At 56.2% G+C, this 19,289-nt stretch carries 13 protein-coding genes; 8 read left to right on the top strand and 5 right to left on the bottom strand.

The features are described 5' to 3' along the window. Window positions 1-166 precede the first annotated feature (166 nt). Both VVR27_RS06065 and VVR27_RS06070 read right to left on the bottom strand, forming a co-directional pair. The gene (locus tag VVR27_RS06065; RefSeq protein ID WP_368547570.1) at window positions 167-1,156 is read right to left on the bottom strand and encodes a glycosyltransferase family 2 protein; all 990 of its coding nucleotides are present in this window, start codon (window positions 1,154-1,156) and stop codon (window positions 167-169) included. 166 nt (window positions 1,157-1,322) lie between these two features. Beyond that, window positions 1,323-5,231 (bottom strand): S8 family serine peptidase, encoded by a 3,909-nt coding sequence (locus tag VVR27_RS06070; protein ID WP_368547571.1) that lies wholly within the window; start codon window positions 5,229-5,231, stop codon window positions 1,323-1,325. Between the two features lie 303 nt (window positions 5,232-5,534). Here VVR27_RS06070 and VVR27_RS06075 point away from each other — a divergent pair, with 303 nt between their 5' ends. The 3 genes from VVR27_RS06075 (at window position 5,535) to VVR27_RS06085 (ending at window position 10,375) form a co-directional block, all read left to right on the top strand. Next, on the top strand, window positions 5,535-6,824 hold the full coding sequence (locus tag VVR27_RS06075) for an adenylosuccinate synthase (RefSeq protein WP_237203217.1): 1,290 nt from the start codon (window positions 5,535-5,537) through the stop codon (window positions 6,822-6,824). A gap of 147 nt (window positions 6,825-6,971) precedes the next feature. Continuing rightward, window positions 6,972-9,281: a glycosyltransferase gene (locus tag VVR27_RS06080; RefSeq protein WP_368547572.1), complete on the top strand. Its 2,310-nt coding sequence runs from the start codon at window positions 6,972-6,974 to the stop codon at window positions 9,279-9,281. 80 nt (window positions 9,282-9,361) lie between these two features. Beyond that, window positions 9,362-10,375, top strand: a complete 1,014-nt coding sequence (locus VVR27_RS06085; RefSeq protein WP_368547573.1) for a magnesium and cobalt transport protein CorA — start codon at window positions 9,362-9,364, stop codon at window positions 10,373-10,375. A 57-nt stretch (window positions 10,376-10,432) separates the two neighbouring features. On the opposite strand, the gene VVR27_RS06090 is transcribed toward VVR27_RS06085, so the two are convergent. Together VVR27_RS06090 and VVR27_RS06095 are read right to left on the bottom strand one after the other, a co-directional pair. After that, entirely contained in the window at window positions 10,433-10,753 is a 321-nt protein-coding gene (locus VVR27_RS06090) for an acyl-CoA dehydrogenase family protein (RefSeq protein WP_346872790.1), read from the bottom strand. Between the two features lie 24 nt (window positions 10,754-10,777). Then, window positions 10,778-11,347, bottom strand: a complete 570-nt coding sequence (locus VVR27_RS06095; RefSeq protein ID WP_346872766.1) for a TetR/AcrR family transcriptional regulator — start codon at window positions 11,345-11,347, stop codon at window positions 10,778-10,780. 97 nt (window positions 11,348-11,444) lie between these two features. Here VVR27_RS06095 and VVR27_RS06100 point away from each other — a divergent pair, with 97 nt between their 5' ends. The 5 genes from VVR27_RS06100 (at window position 11,445) to VVR27_RS06120 (ending at window position 17,526) form a co-directional block, all read left to right on the top strand. Next, window positions 11,445-12,980 (top strand): MFS transporter, encoded by a 1,536-nt coding sequence (locus tag VVR27_RS06100; protein WP_368547713.1) that lies wholly within the window; start codon window positions 11,445-11,447, stop codon window positions 12,978-12,980. Between the two features lie 141 nt (window positions 12,981-13,121). After that, entirely contained in the window at window positions 13,122-14,063 is a 942-nt protein-coding gene (locus VVR27_RS06105) for a sugar ABC transporter permease (RefSeq protein ID WP_346872768.1), read from the top strand. Between the two features lie 3 nt (window positions 14,064-14,066). Next, on the top strand, window positions 14,067-15,029 hold the full coding sequence (locus tag VVR27_RS06110; RefSeq protein WP_368547574.1) for a carbohydrate ABC transporter permease: 963 nt from the start codon (window positions 14,067-14,069) through the stop codon (window positions 15,027-15,029). A 70-nt stretch (window positions 15,030-15,099) separates the two neighbouring features. Further along, window positions 15,100-16,401 (top strand): ABC transporter substrate-binding protein, encoded by a 1,302-nt coding sequence (locus VVR27_RS06115; protein ID WP_368547575.1) that lies wholly within the window; start codon window positions 15,100-15,102, stop codon window positions 16,399-16,401. A 27-nt stretch (window positions 16,402-16,428) separates the two neighbouring features. After that, window positions 16,429-17,526, top strand: a complete 1,098-nt coding sequence (locus VVR27_RS06120) for an ABC transporter ATP-binding protein (RefSeq protein WP_368547576.1) — start codon at window positions 16,429-16,431, stop codon at window positions 17,524-17,526. 43 nt (window positions 17,527-17,569) lie between these two features. Here the strand turns inward: VVR27_RS06120 and treC are convergent, their stop codons facing one another. After that, complete coding sequence (gene treC, locus VVR27_RS06125; RefSeq protein ID WP_368547578.1) at window positions 17,570-19,225, bottom strand: alpha,alpha-phosphotrehalase; 1,656 nt, start codon at window positions 19,223-19,225, stop codon at window positions 17,570-17,572. Window positions 19,226-19,289: the final 64 nt, after the last annotated feature.

Below are 19,289 nucleotides of genomic sequence, written 5' to 3' on the forward strand. Positions count from 1 at the left end.
CAGCGTTCATGAAAAAGGCGTGAACAACGGTCGATATCTTCTGCCTCTGCAATACCTTTATAAGGGGTGGGAATGGCAGCTTCTGCCATCTTGCTGCTTTTTCGGTGGAGAAGAGTTCCTTGGTCATGCCGATATTCACCTGGTCTAGGGGCTCGCTTGTCTGGCTCTACGTGCCAGTGTCGCGCCGCGAGAAACCACCGGTCAATCGCCGTGCGATTTTTCTCGGGTTTCTGCGACTTATCTGCTGGTTGAGGTGGGCATTTTGCCGTTCAAGTTCTGTGATACGTTGCTCCAGCGACCCCAGCAAATGCTGGTTACGTTCGGCTACCTCTAGTACCCGGTGCACAGCGTCCTGAACCTCGTTGGCAAGGTGAGCCTGGTAGAGGTAGGGGCCTGGGCGGCCACCTGCTGCGAGATCCTCACGGATAGCTTCTGCCCGCACCTTGGAATCGTAGGTGGCGTGCAGATTTTGCCCGGCATAAACCGAGTTAGCGTTAGCGCCGGTGGCTTCTACACGCTTTGACCAGTGGGCTAGATTTTCCTGAATGAAAACCACTTCGTGGGCGGACGCCACCCGAATGTTGAACTCCCAGTCACCCACCACAGGCAGAGACTCATTATAGTAACCCAGGCTCTCGTGTAACTCCCGGCGGTAGAGGATGCTGATAGGCACCGCGCGGTTGATGCGGAAGAAATCCTGAATACTCATCCATTCGAGGTAACCCCAGAAAGGTACGGAGTCGATAAATTCAAAGCCATCATCGGTGATGCGTTCGAAGTATTCGTCGGTGCGAACCACACTCATGGCAGCACCGGTTTCGACCAGGGTGCGCACGCTGGTTTCAAGAAAGGTAGGTTCCCAGAGATCATCATCATCGTGCACCGCAATAAAAGTGCTGTTAGTTGCGTGGATGCCTGCGTTAGTTGCGGCTTCCATGCCGGTTGACTGAGGCCGGTGCAAGGTCTGGATTTTACTGCGGAACTCAGCGGGCTGTTCTGCTAGGAGGGCATCGACTGCCTCTGTCTCGCCGCCGTCGTTGACCAGCGCAATGGTGTAGTCAGTGAAGGTTTGCTCCGCGATATTAGAGAGAGCACGCGCCAGGAAAACTGGGCGGTCCTTGGTGCGGACGATGATGGCAACAGAGGGAGTATTCATGGGCCTCACGATAACTAAATTCGGGAAGGTGACGTCTTAGAACCATCGTAGCGTGTGTCAATCGAAAGCAGAATTGGAACGCTGGGGAGACAAGAAAAGTGCCCCCGATGTTGAAACCGGGGGCACCATTTCTACTTACATTCGAGCCTTATGTCAGCTATTTTTCTCACTGACTGAGCACGGTTGCATCGTAGCGGTAGAGGAAGGCTGCCATCGCACCACGCTCAATGGGGGTCTTCGGGCGGAAGGTGCCGTCATCCCAACCATTGGTGATGTTCTGTTCTGCCAACCAGCTGATTTCTTTGTAGAACTGGCGGTTGGTGGGAACATCGTTGAACGGTGATTCGTTGGGTGCGGTGTAAGCCGGTGATCCTGCCATGCGGTAGAAGAAGGCTGCCATCGCGTCACGGTTCACGGGTTCGCTGGGGCGGAAGGTGCCATCGGACCAGCCGGTGGTGATATTCTGCTCAGCCAACCAGCTGATTTCCTTGTAGAACGGGTGATCGGTGGGAACATCCTTGAATCGTGATTCGCTGGGTGCGGTGTAAGCCGGTGACCCTGCTAGGCGGTAGAAGAAGGCTGCCATCGCGCCGCGCTCTACTGACTCGTTGGGGCGGAAGGTGCCATCGGACCAGCCGGTGGTAATACCGCGTGTTGCAAGCCAGTTAATCTCGGTATAGAACGGATGATCAGTGGGGACGTCGGTGAAACGGGGGTCCATCACGGTGGGAGCTGACGGGCTGTTCTGCACGTCTACTACCTGTGCCTTATTGCCTACAACATTCTTGTGGATACCTGAGAGGTCGCCGGTTGAGTTGTGCATGTGCAAGAAGAGAGCACGGGTTGAGTCGGGTGATGTCCGGATCACGGTAATTTCGGTGTCCGGAGCATCGATGAAGAGCGAATCAGTTAGCTTTTGGTTAGAGAAGAAAGACAGTGCGGGATTGTAGGGGTTGTACTTGATCCAGTCGGTGCTTTCGATGACTTCACCGTTGGCGATGCCGTGTACCTTGTAGCTGAGGCTCTGAGCCTGAGCGGGAGTCAGGTTCAGTGCGTTCAGTGAGATAGGGAGAACAGCGGCGTTGGTGTCGAGGATGTTGGTGTCAACATCACCGAGAGCGCCGTTGAGGGGCTGACTGTCAACGGGGCTCCAGGAGCCGTTATCCATGCGACGCAGCAGGTTGACGACAGGGTAGTCAAGACCGGTGATGCGGGTGGTTACAGCAGCAAAGTCAGGTACACCGTCGTTGTTCACGTCGATGCTTGCTTCAAACGCTACAGAGGGGGTCATGGTTTCCCAGTTGCCCCAGGTCGACAGACCAATGTTCAACATAGCGCCGGCAGGGATGCCGTTCTGAACTCCACCGAATTCAAGAATGGTGGAGTTGGCACCAACGTACTGCAAGTCAACTGCCTGGAAAGAGGGCTGACCGAGCTTGCCGGTGGGGATTCGGGCGCTTTCAGCACCGAGCTGGAAGGCACCCAGGCCTGATACGTACCCGTTCTGGTTCAGAGCTGTACCTGAGAGCTTGACCTTTTCCTGAGCGGAGGTAGCGCCAAAGTGGATAGCCTCGGCCTTCATCTCTGAAACGGGCTTAGGAGCAGCCTGTACAGGAACGCGCAGGGTGGTCTCACCGTCAGAAAGAATCATGCGGGTTGACAGGGTAGCCAGGTACTGGCGAGCAATACCGCGGTGTTCCTTGAGCTGAGCAGGGTCCATGGTCTTCGCCAGTTCAGCGCCGTTAGTGGTTGCGGTAACGGTGAAAGTAGCCTTCGAGTTAGCTGCAACAGTAACGTTGGCCGGTGCGGACAGCTCTACGCCCTGTAGGGAGGAGCTGTCGTTGAAGTTAATGGCGAAGGTGCGATCCTGATCGCCACGGTTATCAACGGTGAAGTTGCGGGTCTGTGTGAGGACGTCACCGGTAGCAACCTCGGTTACACCGAAGCTCGATGAAACCTGCTCAGCGCGATCAGCGTTGTAGAGCAGAACATCTGAATTCACAGCCTGCAGGGCATCAACACGGCCTGCACCAACACGTTCTACCGAGTAGGTGTTGCCATTCAGATCCTTGGGATCGTGGTTAGCCGAGTTCATGATCGCTGCCTTGAGTGAGGCAGGCGAGTAGTTGGGGTGAGCCTCAAGCACGAGAGCTGCAATACCAGCGACGTGAGGAGCTGCCATGGAGGTACCGGTCATCACGGCAGGCTGTGTGCCGCCGCCAGCTGCAACTGACTTGATGGAGGTGCCGGGGGCAGCAACGTCGGGCTTAGTGAAACCTGCTGAACCGTGCTGGCCGCGAGCGGTCGAGGGGTTAGCGTTATCATGCTGTCCGGTTTCAAGGAGGGCAGCGCCGATCATCTTGGGGTCAAGCTTAATTTTCAGGGTGCCGTCTTCAGCAGCGGGACGAGCCTTTTCGGCGTCCTGAGCAGTCAAGCGAACACCGGGGATGCCTGCATTACCGGCAATACCCGAGTCTTCCTTTACAACCTGGGAGGCCAGGACGACGCCCTTAGCGCCAGCCTTCTCGATGTTGTTGAAGCGAACTGCTGAGCCGCAGGGGAAGTCACCGGTTTCATCTGACCAGTCGATGAAGACCCACTTGCCAGCGAAGTTAGTGTCTGCTGGGTAGGCGTCACAAGCGTAGGGGTTTTCAGCGGTGGTTGCTACGACCTCGCCGGTGAGCTGCTCTTCGGTGGCGGTGTTGTAGTTGAAGTTGACGCTGTAGTCGCCGACAACGGGGCCTGCGATATCAGCGGGTGCAAGGATTTCAGCACCATCTGCGTAGCCCTTGGAGCCAATGGTGTTAGCAACGGTCAGAGACGAGATGGTGTTACCGGGGGTGCCCAGTACAGAGTAGGTATCACCCTGACCGCCAAAGCCATTAGCGTTACCGGCTGCGGTAACGGTGAGAACACCGTTGCGGTAGAGCGAATCCATGATGATGTTGTCAGGGTCATCAATGGGGCCGAAGTCTGAGCCCAGTGAAAGGTTGACGATGTCAACGCGGTCTGAGTAGTCGCCGTCACCGTTGGGGTCGAGGGAGCGATCAAGGGCTTGACCGGTGAGGTTGGTTGAGCCTTCACAGCCGAAGACGCGCAGGCCCACTATCTGAGCTTCGGGTGCTGAACCGGGGCCAATCTGCATCTTCTGAACATCTTCTGAGGTCAGCTTGGAGTAGTCCCCGTCAAAGGTGCTTCCATCAGCGTTGGTGCCGTAGGCGGCTGCAGTGCCGGCTACGTGGCTACCGTGACCTGCCTCTGCGCAGTCCAGGGGGTTGCTATCGGGTGAAGGGACGTTCTTGGTGGGATCAGAGGCGTTGTAGTCATCACCTGCGAGGTCATAACCGCCAATAAACTTTTCGGGGTCATAAAGGCCGCTATCGGCTGAAGGCATTTCAGACATTGCCTGAGCCTCTTGGTATGCTTCATCGGTGCCGGGGCCACCAAATGCTGAGTGGGTGTAATCGACACCGGTGTCTACTACAGAGATGGTGACACCCTTACCGGTTTTGCCGGTGTTGACCCAGGTTGCTAGTGCTGCGGTATCAATGTCTGATGTGCCGTTGACTCGTTCCTTGGGAATAATACGTGAGATGCGCTCAACGTCGTTGCGTTCGGCAAGTTTGCGCAGGGACTCCGCATCGCCCTGAAGAGCGACGCCTCGTACCGAGTTATAGGTGGTATAAATGACGTCAGAACCTGATTCGCCGGCCACCTGAGCTGCCTGAGATTCAACGGCGCTTTGAATGCTGCGAACCTGTGAAGCGGTATCCACCGGGTCTGATATCCCGTCGAGGACGCTCCTAGGCTGTGTAGCTTCGTAGGCGCCCTGACCCTTGAACTGCACGAAAACAGCAACGGATCCCTCTGCGTCATCGAGGTTAGAGCTAACCTTCTGACCGTCAGAATTTGAGAGTAGGGCATCTTGCAGGGACGATACTGGTGCGAGATTTGCATCTGCATCGGTTGTTGCATGTGCGGTGGGTAGGACGGTGAGAGGGAGAGCGAGAGCCAGCCCTAGCGTCGTTACCGCGCATGAACGAAGAGCTCGCTGACGCGAGTTTGTTTCTTTCATGGGGATTCCTTTTGGATAGATCCAATACGTATGCGGGTGATGTGACTCACTCTATCTGAAAAGGTGGGCTGTGACACGTGTTTTCAGTGGTAACTTTCGCATCTACTGACTGCTCCACGTCAGGGCCAACTGTTGAGGAGGTGAAATATCGGGCAAAGATAGCACCCCGCCCCGGTAACGGGTATTCTTAGGAGCTGGTGTGTTCTGATTTTTCCGCGTAAACCTGCCTTGGATACTGGATTCTCGTTCCACACCACACCGCCGTGAAATCCGGCCGGTGAAGATCCTAGTACAGGAGAATATATGCCAGCGATCGTAATCGTCGGCGCCCAGTGGGGCGACGAAGGTAAGGGTAAAGCGACTGACCTTTTGGGTGGCCGCGTTGACTACGTGGTGAAGCCTAACGGCGGTAATAATGCAGGCCATACCGTAGTTGTGAACGGTCAGAAGTTCGAGCTTAAGCTCCTTCCGGCAGGCATTTTGTCACCCAACGCTGTACCCGTTATCGGTAACGGTGTGGTGATTAACCCCGAGGCTCTTTTTGAAGAAATTGACGGTCTTGAAGCACGCGGCGCTGATACCTCCAAACTAAAAATTTCAGCTAACGCACACCTGGTAGCTCCTTACCACCAGACCATGGATAAGGTCACCGAGCGCTTCTTGGGTAAGCGCGCCATCGGTACCACCGGCCGCGGTATCGGCCCCACCTACATGGACAAGATTGGCCGCCTGGGCATTCGTGTTCAGGACATTCTGGACGAGTCCATCCTGCGCCAGAAGGTCGAAGGTGCCCTGCGTCAGAAAAACGAACTGCTGGTCAAGGTCTACAACCGCCGCCACGTCGAGGTTGAAGAAACTGTGGATTACTTCATGAGCTTCGCTGACCGCCTGCGCCCCATGATTGTTGAATCCACTCAGCTGCTGAACAAGGCACTGGATGAGGGCAAGACCCTGCTGATGGAGGGCGGCCAAGCCACTTTCTTGGACGTTGACCACGGCACCTACCCCTTCGTCACCTCATCTAATCCCACCGCTGGTGGTGCATCCGTTGGCTCCGGTGTAGGACCCACCCGCATCACCCGAGTCATCGGTATTCAGAAGGCTTACACCACCCGCGTAGGCGCTGGTCCCTTCCCCACCGAACTCTTTGATGAGATGGGTGAATTCCTGCAGAAGACCGGCGGCGAGTTTGGTGTGAACACCGGCCGCCCCCGTCGTTGCGGCTGGTATGACGCAGTGCTAGCACGTCAGGCAGCGCGCGTGAACGGTTTTACCGACCTCTTTATCACCAAGCTGGACGTGCTCACCGGGCTTGAGAAGATCCCCGTGTGTGTGGCCTACGATGTGGACGGCGTCCGTCATGACGAGATGCCCATGACCCAGTCAGAGTTCCACCATGCTAAGCCTATCTACGAGTACTTCGACGGCTGGACCGAGGACATCACCGAGGCCAAGACCCTGGAGGACCTCCCCGAAAACGCACGGAAGTACGTGGAAAAGCTGGAGGAAATCTCAGACTGCCGCATCTCTGCAGTCGGTGTCGGCCCCGGCCGCGAGCAGACCATTGTGGTCCGCGACCTGATTGAAAGCTAGACAGCTTCGTCGAAGTCACTAAAAGACCGCCATGGTGGGCTCAGTAGCTGGTGGAAACAGTTACGCCGCGTCATTGGCGGTCTTATCTTCTGTCATTAATTCATTAATTGAAATCTGCAGCTCACGGTTCGGAATGAGGTATATCACGTGCCAAAGGTCCTAATTCTTGCGGATCTTGGGCAAGAAAATTACCACGTCGGTGATGAGGCCATGGGTATCGCTGCCCAAGTAGCTCTAGAAGAGCGAGGTTTTGAAACCTATATCGCTACTCGTTCTACCGATCACTCCCGCGCCTACATTCGCTCTGCCCAAGGTTATATCGAGACCCTGGTTTTTCCGGGTGAGCCTGCTCGCCGTGAAGAATATCTTGAAGAGGTGCGAGCCTGTCTGAGCGGTGCCCGAGTGGCGCGGGAGATTTCCGAGTTCATACATCATGTTTCTGCCATGGATGGCATTCTGATAGCTGGTGGCGGAAACATGAACTCTGTCTTCGGTTGGCTTCTGTATGAGCGGGCAGCCTATGCTTTGGTGGCAGAGCATTTTGGGATTCCTCTAGTGATTTCAGGGCAGTCTATTGGCCCTGTTCTGACCGACCGGGACGAACGTACCCTGGCGGAGCTTCTTAGCGTTGCACAGCTGGTCGGTATGCGCGAGCAGACCTCCTTCGACCGAGTGCGTGCGCTAGGAATAGATGTGAGACATTGCGTGGATGACGCGACTTTCTACTCGGTAGGTCAGCGGAACCTTCCCCACGCCCCGGATTTTACGCTCCCCAGCGACTATATCTGTGCCACCTTCACCAACTTGAGTGACTCTGAAGTGCAAACAATCGCTGTGCTGTTGGATGATATTTACCGAAGGTATGGGTTTACCACCGTGCTGGTGCAACATAAGGGTATGCCCGGGGAAGCCCTTGACGACATTATTGTTGCACGGCGCATCGCTGAGTGGATGACCTCACCCTGCCTGGTGCTTCCTATCCTGCACGCAGATTCTACGGTAGCGATACACCAAGGCGCCCACCTCAACTTTTCTAACCGTTACCACCCCGGTGTTTTCTCTCTGGCAGCTGGTGTTCCATATGTTGCGCTCATACCGGATGCATTCACCGATATACGGATAGCGGGCTTGATGGCCCACTACGGTGTTGAGGGTTTTGCTGTGTCGCAAGAGCTTATCGCTGAGGTTGCTGGTCAAGCTCTCACTGAAGCGATTGAACGTCGTGAAGATATTACCGCTCACCTACAATCTCGTTCGCGTGAGCTGGCCATTTTCTCCATTTCCTGGTGGGACGCTGTTGCCAGCGAGCTTCGGGGGCAACGTGCTTCCGTGGGTCTGATGGATCTCGGCCCTGCTCCCACCTTTGAGGTGGGGGATTGGTCGGAGCAGAACACTGCTCGCAGGGCCAAAGTAGCCCAGGTTTCACTGAGCGAGACGTTGGCACATGCTCACCATGATAGGGAACGGTCCTGGGCGGACTACCGCGCTGCCCACCCTACTGCAAGGGTGCCAGGTCAGCCTCTAGTCAGCGTTATTATTCCTGCCTACAATGCCGCCCACACCATTGGTGACCAGCTGGAATGCCTATCACGCCAAAAGTCAGCACCCAACTTTGAAGTGATTATCAGTGATAACGGCAGCACAGATGAGTTGGTAACGGCGGTTGAACCGTATCGGAATCGGCTCAACGTGCGCATCGTGGATTCTTCTCAGATTCAGGGGGTTTCCCACGCCCGGAACGTGGGGATTCAAGAATCACAGTGCGATTTTATTATGATTTGTGATGCTGATGATTTCGTATCCCAGGGGTGGGTGCGTGCGATGTACGATGCAATGTGCACCTATCCCGATGCCTACGTGCTAGGTCAATACCTCTATATCAGTGATGAAGGGGGGCTGAGGCTGCAGCACCCCGAGGTGCAGCGGCTATTCACTGAACCTAAATGGCAGGACGTCTTTATTCAGGACCCTGACCCTTCTGCCCCCATTGAAACTCACTTCTTCATCGGTGGGGGGTCTTTAGCGTTTCGCAGGGAGGCAGGGCTTCAGCTGAGAGGCTTCGATTCCTCCTACACCCGGGGCGGGGATGATTGGGATTTCTTTGCCCGCGCTCGCTTAGCAGGTATGCGACAGGTAGAAGCCTACGGGGCAGCAATTGCCTATAGAATTTCACACAGCCCGGCTCAACAGCTGAAACGTCAACGCTTCTACGGTCTCAATGATGTGCTGGTGACAAGCCGTTTCCCTGCGCAGGTGCAGACAGATACCTCGGTCATCAAGCAGATGCCCGTTCTGCTCAAAACTCCCTACCGTCTGGCTCGTTATCGCGACCTAGAGACAAGGGTGAAGATTTTCAGTGACCTGGGGTATGCCCTGGGCATCATTCAGGGCACCATCCTCTACAGAGCTTTACGTCGGATTCCTCGCCCGGTGCTCATGAAGGAAAATCAACCCTAGTCTTCCTTGCTCAGTGGGGGCTCCTGCTATGTAGGCCGCTGACCCTGCCGCGCACTGCGTCCTGCCCTAAGATAGAAACCATGCCTCTTCTCCTGAATGTCCTCAACCCTGACGCCGGCGCTGCTCGACCTAGCGATTCGGTACAACAGACCATCGATGCTTACCGGGCCGGTGAACAAGCCTTTATCGGGATCAGCAACCCCACAGATACTGACCTCGCCTGGCTCAATGACACCTTTGGCCTGCACCGTCTCGCGGTTGAACACTGTGAATTTGGTCACCAGCGCGCCAAAATGGAAAAATACGGTGATATCTACTTTATGGTGCTTAAGCCCACCGTCTATGTCGATGAACTCGAGGAAATCAGGTTCGGTGAGGCCCGCGTCTTTGTTGGTCCACGCTTCGTAATCTGGCTTAATAAAGACTCCTTGCGCTCAGAGGTTCACTCCCAAGAAGTCATGGAAGCCGCTTTCGCCCGTCTTGAAGACGAGCCCACCCCCATGAAATTCTTACACCAGCTCATGGATGGCCTAGTTGATGGTTATATACCCGTAGTCGAGGGCCTAGAAAATGACGGGGACAAGATTGAAGACTCCCTCTTTGGAGATAATTATGAAGCCTCAGAAATCTCCCAGCGCATCTACGGACTGCTCAATGAAGTCAGTGACTTCAAGCGCGCCGTCAAACCGGTGGCGCAGATGTTAGAGCTCATTATGGGCAGGCTCCGCACGCAAGCCAACGCGGGTGCCGAGCGGCAACAAGAAGAAACCCTGGAACTCCTGCGCCACTACCGCGATGTGCACGATCATGCGGTGCACGTGAGCGAGCGGGTGGATGACCTGTTCACTTCCCTAGAAAATGCTCTGCAGGTCAATGCCACGATTGTTGCTGAACGTCAGAATGATGACATGAAGAAAATTTCAGCGTGGGCAGCTATCTTCGTTGCCCCTACCATCGTCGGGTCAATCTACGGCATGAACTTTGACGATATGCCCGAGCTCCACTGGACTTTTGGCTACCCCTTTGCGTTAGGGGTGATGGTGGCGGTTTCCCTGGGACTCTGGTTGGTTTTCAAAAAGAAAGAGTGGCTCTAAAACCTGCCAATCCTCCCCGCGCAGTTTACCTGTGCGGAGAGGTCGCGCCTCTGCGTTTTACTGATAGGCGCTAGGAACAGGCAACTCACCGTTCAGCAGGTAGGTGCCCAGCTCCTTGCACTTATAGGCAACAGGGTCATGCAGGGTATGAGTGCGGACATCTCGCCAGTGTCGGTCTAACCCAAGTTCGGTCTTGGTGGCTCTTGCACCGGTCACATCAAAGACTCTCTGAGTGACCTCCAGGCTCACCTCGTGGGCAGTAATCTTGGCAGCCACAATATTCTCAGCAACCGCTGAGCGCTGCTCAAGAGTGATTCCCTTACCCTGGCTGATGAGCCAATCCAAGCTATCGGTCGCCTGCTGCACTAGAGCGCTCAGTGCCTGTAGGTTGCGTGAGCGGCTCTAGGCTGCGTTGTCTACCAGCTTGCTGATAGCCCCCAGTAGACCTTCGATATCTGCTGGGCTGGGAGAGGGGCTCTGCCCCTGTGCTGAGGTTACTTTCTCGCTGCTGTCCCCTGCCTGTGATAGCACCGCGTTGTAGTAGAGACCGTCCCCAATCAGCAAAATTGCCCGCGCAACGTGGGGGTCCTTCACCTCATCCTCAAGCAGGCTGAGCCAGCGGTCTTGCACCCGCTTCATGGCGGTGTTCACCGCTGGTTGAAACTCATTGCCCAGGCGCGTGACTGAAATGATGGTGCGGTCCCGAGGGGAGTCCTGCCAGACCGAGGTGCGCACATAATAGTTGGTGGCCCCAGCGGGGTCCTGGCTCATGAGAACTGCGTCGTCTTCAGCTAGGGTCTCAAGGCGCTGCAAAAGCCCGGATGCCAAAGCCCGCTTGTCCTTGAAGTGGTAGAGCAAACCCCCCTTAGAGACACCTGCAGCTTTGGCTATGGCCTCTAAAGTAGCGGCGCGTTCACCGTTCTCAACAAGCACTCTTTCGTAGGCATCCAATATCTTTTCGCGTGCACTCATGTATTCCAGGGTACACGCAAAACCCTTGATGTAGAACCGTCCAGACGGTACAGTATCTTGGGTAAGAATTACTAACCCCTAAAGTATTGAGGTGCCCATGCGCTCGGCAACCGGCCAAATCCCGGCCGTGAACCCCGTATCAACAACGCCCTACCCCAAACGCTGGTGGGCATTAGCTGTGCTGATGCTACCGGTGCTTTTGGTGTCTGTTGATAACACTGTGCTTTCCTTTGCCTTGCCGGTCATTTCTGCACAGCTTAATCCCACCGGCACCCAGCTGCTGTGGATTACCGATATCTACCCGCTCATTCTCGCGGGTCTACTGGTGCCAGCCGGTAGTCTGGGGGACCGCCTGGGCCGCCGCCGTCTGCTGCTGGTCGGTGGCACGGGTTTCACTGTCATCTCGGCAGCTGCTGCCTTCGCCCCCACCGCTGACTGGCTCATCGCAGCCCGTGCCGCCATGGGCTTCTTCGGCGCCATGCTGATGCCCGCCACCCTCTCCATCATCAGAAATATGTTTGAAGACGCTGTTGAGCGTCGCACCGCTATCGCTATTTGGGCTGCGGGTTTCTCAGGTGGCGCTGCCCTGGGCCCTATCGTTGGTGGAGTGCTTCTTGAACACTTCAGCTGGGGCTCAATTTTCTTGATGGCAGTACCGGTGCTCCTGCCTCTACTCATTGCCGGGCCCCTGGTGTTGCCTGAATCTAAAGACCCTAACCCCGGTGCTATTGACCCGCTCTCTATCGCCTTGGTCATGCTAACCATGGCACCGCTGGTTTACTCCATCAAGCACTTTGCGACCGCTGGGTTTGATTTGCAAACCGCGCTCACCCTAGTGGTAGCAGTGATCGCAGGTGTGCTTTTCACTCGCCGCCAGCTGGCACGCAACAACCCCATGTTGGACGTCCGCCTTTTCACCAACCCGCGTTTCTCGGGTGCGGTAGCCGCCAATCTACTGGCAGTCTTTGCTCTGGTTGGCTTCTTGTACTTTGTCTCCCAGCATATGCAGTTAGTCAGTGGCCATTCACCCCTGCAGGCAAGCTTCTTGCTGCTGCCCGGGCTTGCCATGACGGTGATTATGGGGCTGTTGGTGGTCAAGATGGTCAAGCGCTTTAAGCCCTCCCATGTGGTGGCTTTTGCGCTGATGCTCAGCTCTCTAGCCTTTGCGCTGGTAGCCTACTCAGCACGGGTGGAGTCTGATCTGGGTATTATTCTGGCTTTCGCTCTGCTGGGTGCAGGTATCGGTATGGCCGAGACCCTCTCCAATGACATCATTATGACCAGTGTCCCCGCACCCAAGGCGGGAGCGGCGTCCGCTATCTCTGAGACTGCTTACGAAACCGGTTCGGTGATGGGCACCGCCGTGCTGGGGTCCATTCTGAACGCGGTATATGCTGCTCGGGTGGTTGTTCCCGAAGGGGTGGATGCCGCTGCAGCTGATGTGGCCCGTGAAACCTTGGGTGGGGCCACTAGCGTTGCCCAGCATCTAGAACCTGCCCTGGCTGAGCAACTGTTAGATTCAGCCCGTCATGCCTTCGACTCTGGAGCGGTCTACACCTCCCTGATCGGTGCGGTGGTCATGGTGCTTGCAGCTCTTGTGGCTCTGCGAACTCTGCGCAGCGTCAAAATGTAGAGTGCTGCACCAGGATGGCTGGGCACACTGGCTACAGGAGTGAATGCTGACCGGTGAAATAACCTAAAAGTGCGCCACGATTTAGTTGCCGGAGTGATGCAATACACTACCTGTTCATTTTTTTAGGATAAATTCAGCTATGTGACCGCACCCACCATTCCTGGACTCGAAAATTCGACTCCCACCCACGAACCGCCCCAGCGCAAATACAAGCGCGGAACCAAGGCAACCCTGCTGGGTCTTGCCCTGGTCTTGCCCAACCTGATCCTGCTACTGGTCTTCACTTACCGACCCCTGATCGATAACATTCGTTTGTCGTTCTATAACTGGAACATCGCCTCCACGCGCCCGGCCACCTTCGTCGGTCTTGATAACTACATCGAATGGGCACAAAACCCCGTCAGCTGGCAGATTGTCCTGCAGACCGCCATCTTCACGGTGGCTGCTGTTGCTGGATCGATGGTTCTTGGTCTTGCTTTGGCGTTGCTGCTGGACCGGCCCCTCAAGGGGCGCAACGCGGTCCGCTCGCTGGTCTTTGCCCCCTACGTTATTTCGGGTGCGGCGGTTGGTGTTGCCTTCCAGTTTGTCTTTGACCCCGGCTACGGTCTGATTCAAGACCTTCTTGGCAGGGTCGGTCTTGACTCGCCCCAGTTCTACACCAACCCCAACTGGGCCCTGTTCATGATTACGACCACCTATATCTGGAAGAACCTGGGCTATACCTTCGTCATTTACCTCGCCGCCTTGCAGGGCCTGCGCAAAGATCTCGATGAAGCGGCAGAAATTGACCGCACCCCGCGCCTCCGCAAGTTTTTCAAGGTCACCTTGCCGCAGCTGCGTCCCACCACCTTCTTCCTCTCCATCACCGTGCTACTGAACTCCTTACAGGTCTTCGACATCATCAACGTGATGACCCGCGGTGGCCCCCTGGAAACCTCCACCACCACCCTGGTTTACCAGGTCTATCAGGAGACCTTCGTTAATTCCCGTGCAGGCTACGGTGCTGCCATTGCAACCGTCATGTTCTTGGCGGTTCTAGTTATCACCGTGGTTCAGGTTCGTATGCAGGAAAGGGATAAGTAAGCCATGAACACTCATCGTTCTGAGGACGCCTTCAAACAGGTCATCCCGCCTGTTGCCAAAAAAGAGACTGCCAGCCGCGGCTCCAAAGCTGCGGGTAAGACCAAAGCGCGCAAAGAAAAGCCACGGCAGCAGGTGGCTCTGGGCATTAGCCCACTGAGCAAAATCGGTGGCTACGCCGGTGCCATCATTGCCGCCCTGGTAATCGCCTTGCCCCTCTACTTCGTGGTCATCACTTCGTTGAAGAATCACGCCGATATCTACGCTGACCCTATCAAGTGGGTTCCCAGCGTTTGGGTTCCGCAGAACTTCTCCTACGTCTGGGACACCCTCAACTTCGACCAGTACCTGATGAACTCCATCATCATCACCTCGATTCTGGTGGTCATCAAGGTCTCTCTGGGGGTGCTCAGCGCTTACGCCTTTGCCTTTATAAAATTCCCCGGCGTCAATGCCCTCTTCTTCTTGGTGATTGGCACCCTGATGGTACCCAACGAAATCACCATTATCTCCAACTACGCCCTGGTCTCTCAGCTGGGCTGGCGTGACACCTTCACAGGTATTATCGTGCCCCTGGCCGGCGTTGCTTTCGGTACCTTCCTCATGCGCAACCACTTCCGCTCCCTACCGGCTGAGATTATGGAAGCGGCAACTATGGACGGCGCGGGCTTCTTCAAGACCCTTTTCAAGGTCGTCCTGCCCATGTCCTGGCCTACCCTGATGGCTTTTATCCTCATCACCTCGGTCAATGAATGGAACCAGTACCTCTGGCCCTTCCTCATCTCAGACACCGGGCGTGTGGCACCCCTGCAAATCGGCCTGACCCTGCTTCAAAACAATGAGGGTCTCACCAATTGGGGCCCCGTCATGGCGGGCACCATTCTGGCAACCCTGCCCATGATTCTCGTCTTCCTTCTCCTGCAGCGATCCATGATTAAGGGTCTCACTGCAGGTGCAGTCAAGGGCTAAACCGCCTGCCACCTGCATCTCTTAAGCCCCCACCCAACAACTCACCTCTTCTTACCTCACAGGAGAATACATGAACATCTCACGCCGTCACATGCTGAGCATCTCAGGCTTAGGTCTCTCTGCCGCCCTACTGAGCGCTTGCGCCGGAACTGGCACTTCCACCTCATCTTCAGATGGGCAGGAAGCTAGCGGCCCCCTACAATTCTGGTCAAACCACCCCGGTAGCTCCCGCGATGTTGAGCAGAAGCTGATCGACCAGTGGAACGCAGATAACCCCGATGACCAGGTGCAACTCATTGATGCTGGCGCCAACTATGAGGAGCTGGCACAGAAGTTCAACGCAGCTTTATCCGGTGGCCAGCTGCCCGATATCGTCGTTGCATCGGATGTCACCTGGTTCAACTTCGCCTTCACCGAGGCAACCACCCCGCTGGACGATATCTGGGAGTCAGAAGGTATCGACACCTCCACCTACGTTGACACCCTGCTAGGCGACTACATTTACGACGGCAAGCACTACGGCGTACCCTACTCACGCTCAACCTGCCTCATGTACCTGAACACTGACCTGCTAGCTAAAGCTGGTCTGCCCACCGACCGCGGCCCCGAAACCTGGCAGGAATTCGCCGAATGGGCGCCCAAACTTCTAGAAGCTAACGGCGGTAAGGCGGCTCTGTCGATCCCCGACGGGTCAAACTACCTGGACTGGTACTTCCAGGGCATGATGTGGACCTTCGGCGGTCACTACTCCAAGGAATGGGATCCCACCTTCACTGACGAGAAGACAGTAGAAGCAGCTAAGTTCTTACAGGACCAGGTTAAAGCTGGCCACATCGTCATTTCTAAGGACGCCGAAAACGAGTTCGGCATAGGTAACACCGCTGCGACCCTGGCATCCACCGGCTCTCTGGGCGGCATGACCGAAAGCGCCAGCGTCCCTTTCATCACCGCCTTTATGCCCGGCCCTGCGCCCGGCTGCCCCACCGGCGGTGCTGGTCTGTCGATCCCCGCCGGCATCTCAGATGAGCGCAAGGCTAAGGCAGCTAAGTTCATTGACTGGCTCACCAGCACCGAGAGCACCATTGAGTTCACTCAGGCTACCGGTTACATGCCCGTTCGTAAGGACGCCGCCGAGCATCCTGATGAGGCAGCTTTCTTGGATGAGAACCCCAACGCCCGAACCGCCATTGAACAGTTGAGCGAAAATACTGCGTCCCAGGATTACGCCCGTGTATTTGTCAATGGTGGTGGCAAGCGTATCGGTGGAGCACTGGACCGCATCGTTGCAGGTCAGGATGTTACTGAGGTTCTCTCTTCCCTGCAGGAGGAAACCCAGAAGGTCATCGACCGCGACATCAAGCCCCATCTCTAAACCACGCCCGTCAGTACAAGGAAAACCATGGTCGACGTCCAACTTCAGCACATCTCCCGCATCTACGACCCCTCACGCCCTGCCGCTGTGCACCGCGTGAATATTCACGTGCGGGACGGTGAGTTCCTCACCCTTGTTGGGCCTTCGGGCTCCGGCAAATCGACCTGCCTGCGCATGGTCGCCGGTTTGGAACCGGTCAACGAGGGCAGTGTGCTCATTGGCGGTAAGGACGTGACGGAGTTGCGTCCGCGCGACCGGGACGTCGCCATGGTTTTCCAGTCCTACGCCCTCTACCCCAATATGACGGCGCGCCAGAATATGGCTTTTGCGCTGGAGAACGCGGGTATGGCGAAGGACGAAATCAACCGGCGGGTAGAGAACGCTGCGGCCATGCTTGAACTGGAGCCTTTGCTGGACACCAAACCCGCCAATATGTCCGGTGGCCAGCGTCAGCGTGTTGCCATGGGGCGAGCTATTGTGCGCGAACCGCAGGTCTTTCTCATGGATGAACCCTTGTCCAACCTGGATGCCCGCCTGCGTGTCTCTACCCGCGCACAGATTGCCGAGATGCAACGCAAACTGGGCGTCACCACTATTTATGTGACCCACGATCAAACCGAAGCGATGACTATGGGCGACCGCGTGGCGGTTCTCAAAGATGGCATCTTGCAGCAGGTTGATGAACCCATGCACCTCTACCGCCACCCCGGCAACACCTTCGTGGCGGGCTTTATTGGCTCACCGTCGATGGCTCTGATTGAGCAGGTTCCAGTGATTCCCGGCTCGGTGACCACCGCTCAGATAGCGCCGGGTATTGAGGTGCCCATTCCCGAGGAATTCGTGGGCAAGATAGGGGACCAGGTCATCGTTGGTGTCCGCCCCGAACACTGGGATATTGAGGATGACGGTGTGCCGGTTAATGTAACCCACGTGGAACAGCTGGGCGCAGAGTCCTTCGCCTACGTGCGTCCTGCCGGTGAGCTTCCTGGCACCCTGCGCACCGGCTCGTTAGCAATTCGTCTCTTGGGTAAGCACGAGATCGAAGCGGGAATGCGCATTACTATCGCCCCGACCCGCTGTACCTTCTTCGATAGAGAGACCGAGATTAACTTCGAGTACCTCTAAGCTACATGCACCGGGGTGCGGCACACAGGACGCACCCCGCGCCTCATGCTGTCTTCTCGCTCGCCAGGATTGCCAGGGTCTGGTAGGGGGCCAGGGTGAGGGTTTCGCCTAGCTCGGTCTGCCCATAGTTGCTGAGCAGCACGCTACCAGTAGCGAAGTCCACGGGAATCTTAAGGCTAGTTTCGGTGCCGTAGAAATTATTGAGGACCAGCAGACGCTGACCCTCGTGTTCGCGAACAAAAGCATAGACGCTTTCATGCTCGCGGGCGAAGGGCTCATAGGTGCCCTCCGCGATCAGCGGCATATCGTGGCGAAGCTGAACCAGGCGGCGGTAGAAGGGCAGAATCTGCCCCTCGCGCTCCTCAGCCTCAACATTGATTTCATCGTGTGAAGTGGGGCGTAGCCAGGGCTTGCCCGAGGTGAAACCGGCATTAGCTCCGGACGTCCACTGCATGGGGGTACGCGAATTATCACGGGATTTCTTGGTGATAATTTTAAAGGCGTCAGCCGGGTGAATGCCCTCATTGCAGAGAATCTTGTAGGCGTTATGGCTCTCGATATCCACGTAGTCGTCCATGGACTCATAGACAGGGTCTGTCATACCAATCTCTTCACCCATATAGATGTAGGGAGTGCCTCGGGTCAGGTGAGTGGCCGCGGCCAGCATCTGAGCGGACTGCACCCGGTAGGTGCCGGCGTCACCAAAGCGGTTGAGGGCGCGCGGCTGGTCGTGGTTATTGAAGAAGGACGCCTGCCAACCCCCGCCTGCCTGGATGCCCACAGCCCAGTCGGTGAGTAGCTGCTTGAGTTCCATAAAGCGGAAGGGCGTATCGGACCATTTTTGGCCATCCACGTAGTCCACCTTGAGGTGGTGGAAGCTAAAGACCATATCTAGCTCGCGGTTGGCGGGGTTGGTGTAACGCACGCTGCTCTTGATGGTGGTGGAGGACATCTCACCTACGGTGATTGCACCCTCCAGACTGCCGAAGGTTTCCCGGTTGAGTTCCTGCACCCAGGGGTGCACTCGTTCGGTGTCGGTGTAGAGCAGCTTGTCGTTCTCACCTGGCGCCGCGTCATGCAAAATGGTGTCTTTACCAATGACGTTCAGGACGTCGAAGCGGAAGCCGCGCACGCCCTTATCCGCCCAGAAGTTGACGACCTTGAAGAGTTCCTGGCGGACGCGGGGGTTGTGCCAGTTGAGGTCTGCCTGGGTGGTGTCGTAGAGGTGAAGGTAGTAGAGGTCGGTTTCACCAAACTGGCTCCAGGACTTGCCACCAAACTTGGATTCCCAGTTAGTGGGGAGTGATCCGTCTTCCTGGAGGGGGCGGAGGTAGAAGAAGTCCTGGTACTCCTGCTCACCAGCCAGGGCGCGCTGGAACCATTCGTGTTCGATGGAAACGTGGTTGAGCACCATATCGAACATGACACCAACGCCCTCTGCTGTGAGGGCCGCAATGAGTTCTTCAACATCGGCCATGCTACCCATGGTGGGGTCAATATTGTAGTAGTCGGCAATGTCGTAGCCGTTGTCGTTTTGGGGCGAGATGAAGAAGGGGTTGAACCAGACCATATCTACACCGAGTGAGGTAATGTATGGAACCTTCTCGATGATGCCGCGCAAGTCGCCGGTGCCACTACCGGTAGAGTCATAGAAGGACTTGGGGTAGATCTGGTAGATGACGGCGTTGCGCATGCTCATAAAGTTCGACTGCTCTCGTGAATGCCTTTGGTGGCGCGATGGGTCCGTAGTGAAAAAGAAAAAG

Origin of the sequence: Rothia sp. LK2492 (genome assembly GCF_040946345.1) — a bacterium.
Lineage (GTDB): Bacteria > Actinomycetota > Actinomycetes > Actinomycetales > Micrococcaceae > Rothia > Rothia endophytica.

What these genes read in the sequence shown, in the direction of transcription:
- VVR27_RS06065 (WP_368547570.1), bottom strand. Translation starts at nt 1,156, where the DNA reads ATGAATACTCCCTCTGTTGCCATCATCGTCCGCACCAAGGACCGCCCA.
- VVR27_RS06070 (WP_368547571.1), bottom strand. Translation starts at nt 5,231, where the DNA reads ATGAAAGAAACAAACTCGCGTCAGCGAGCTCTTCGTTCATGCGCGGTA.
- VVR27_RS06075 (WP_237203217.1), top strand. Translation starts at nt 5,535, where the DNA reads ATGCCAGCGATCGTAATCGTCGGCGCCCAGTGGGGCGACGAAGGTAAG.
- VVR27_RS06085 (WP_368547573.1), top strand. Translation starts at nt 9,362, where the DNA reads ATGCCTCTTCTCCTGAATGTCCTCAACCCTGACGCCGGCGCTGCTCGA.
- VVR27_RS06095 (WP_346872766.1), bottom strand. Translation starts at nt 11,347, where the DNA reads ATGAGTGCACGCGAAAAGATATTGGATGCCTACGAAAGAGTGCTTGTT.
- VVR27_RS06100 (WP_368547713.1), top strand. Translation starts at nt 11,445, where the DNA reads ATGCGCTCGGCAACCGGCCAAATCCCGGCCGTGAACCCCGTATCAACA.
- VVR27_RS06110 (WP_368547574.1), top strand. Translation starts at nt 14,067, where the DNA reads ATGAACACTCATCGTTCTGAGGACGCCTTCAAACAGGTCATCCCGCCT.
- VVR27_RS06115 (WP_368547575.1), top strand. Translation starts at nt 15,100, where the DNA reads ATGAACATCTCACGCCGTCACATGCTGAGCATCTCAGGCTTAGGTCTC.
- VVR27_RS06120 (WP_368547576.1), top strand. Translation starts at nt 16,429, where the DNA reads ATGGTCGACGTCCAACTTCAGCACATCTCCCGCATCTACGACCCCTCA.
- treC (WP_368547578.1), bottom strand. Translation starts at nt 19,225, where the DNA reads ATGAGCATGCGCAACGCCGTCATCTACCAGATCTACCCCAAGTCCTTC.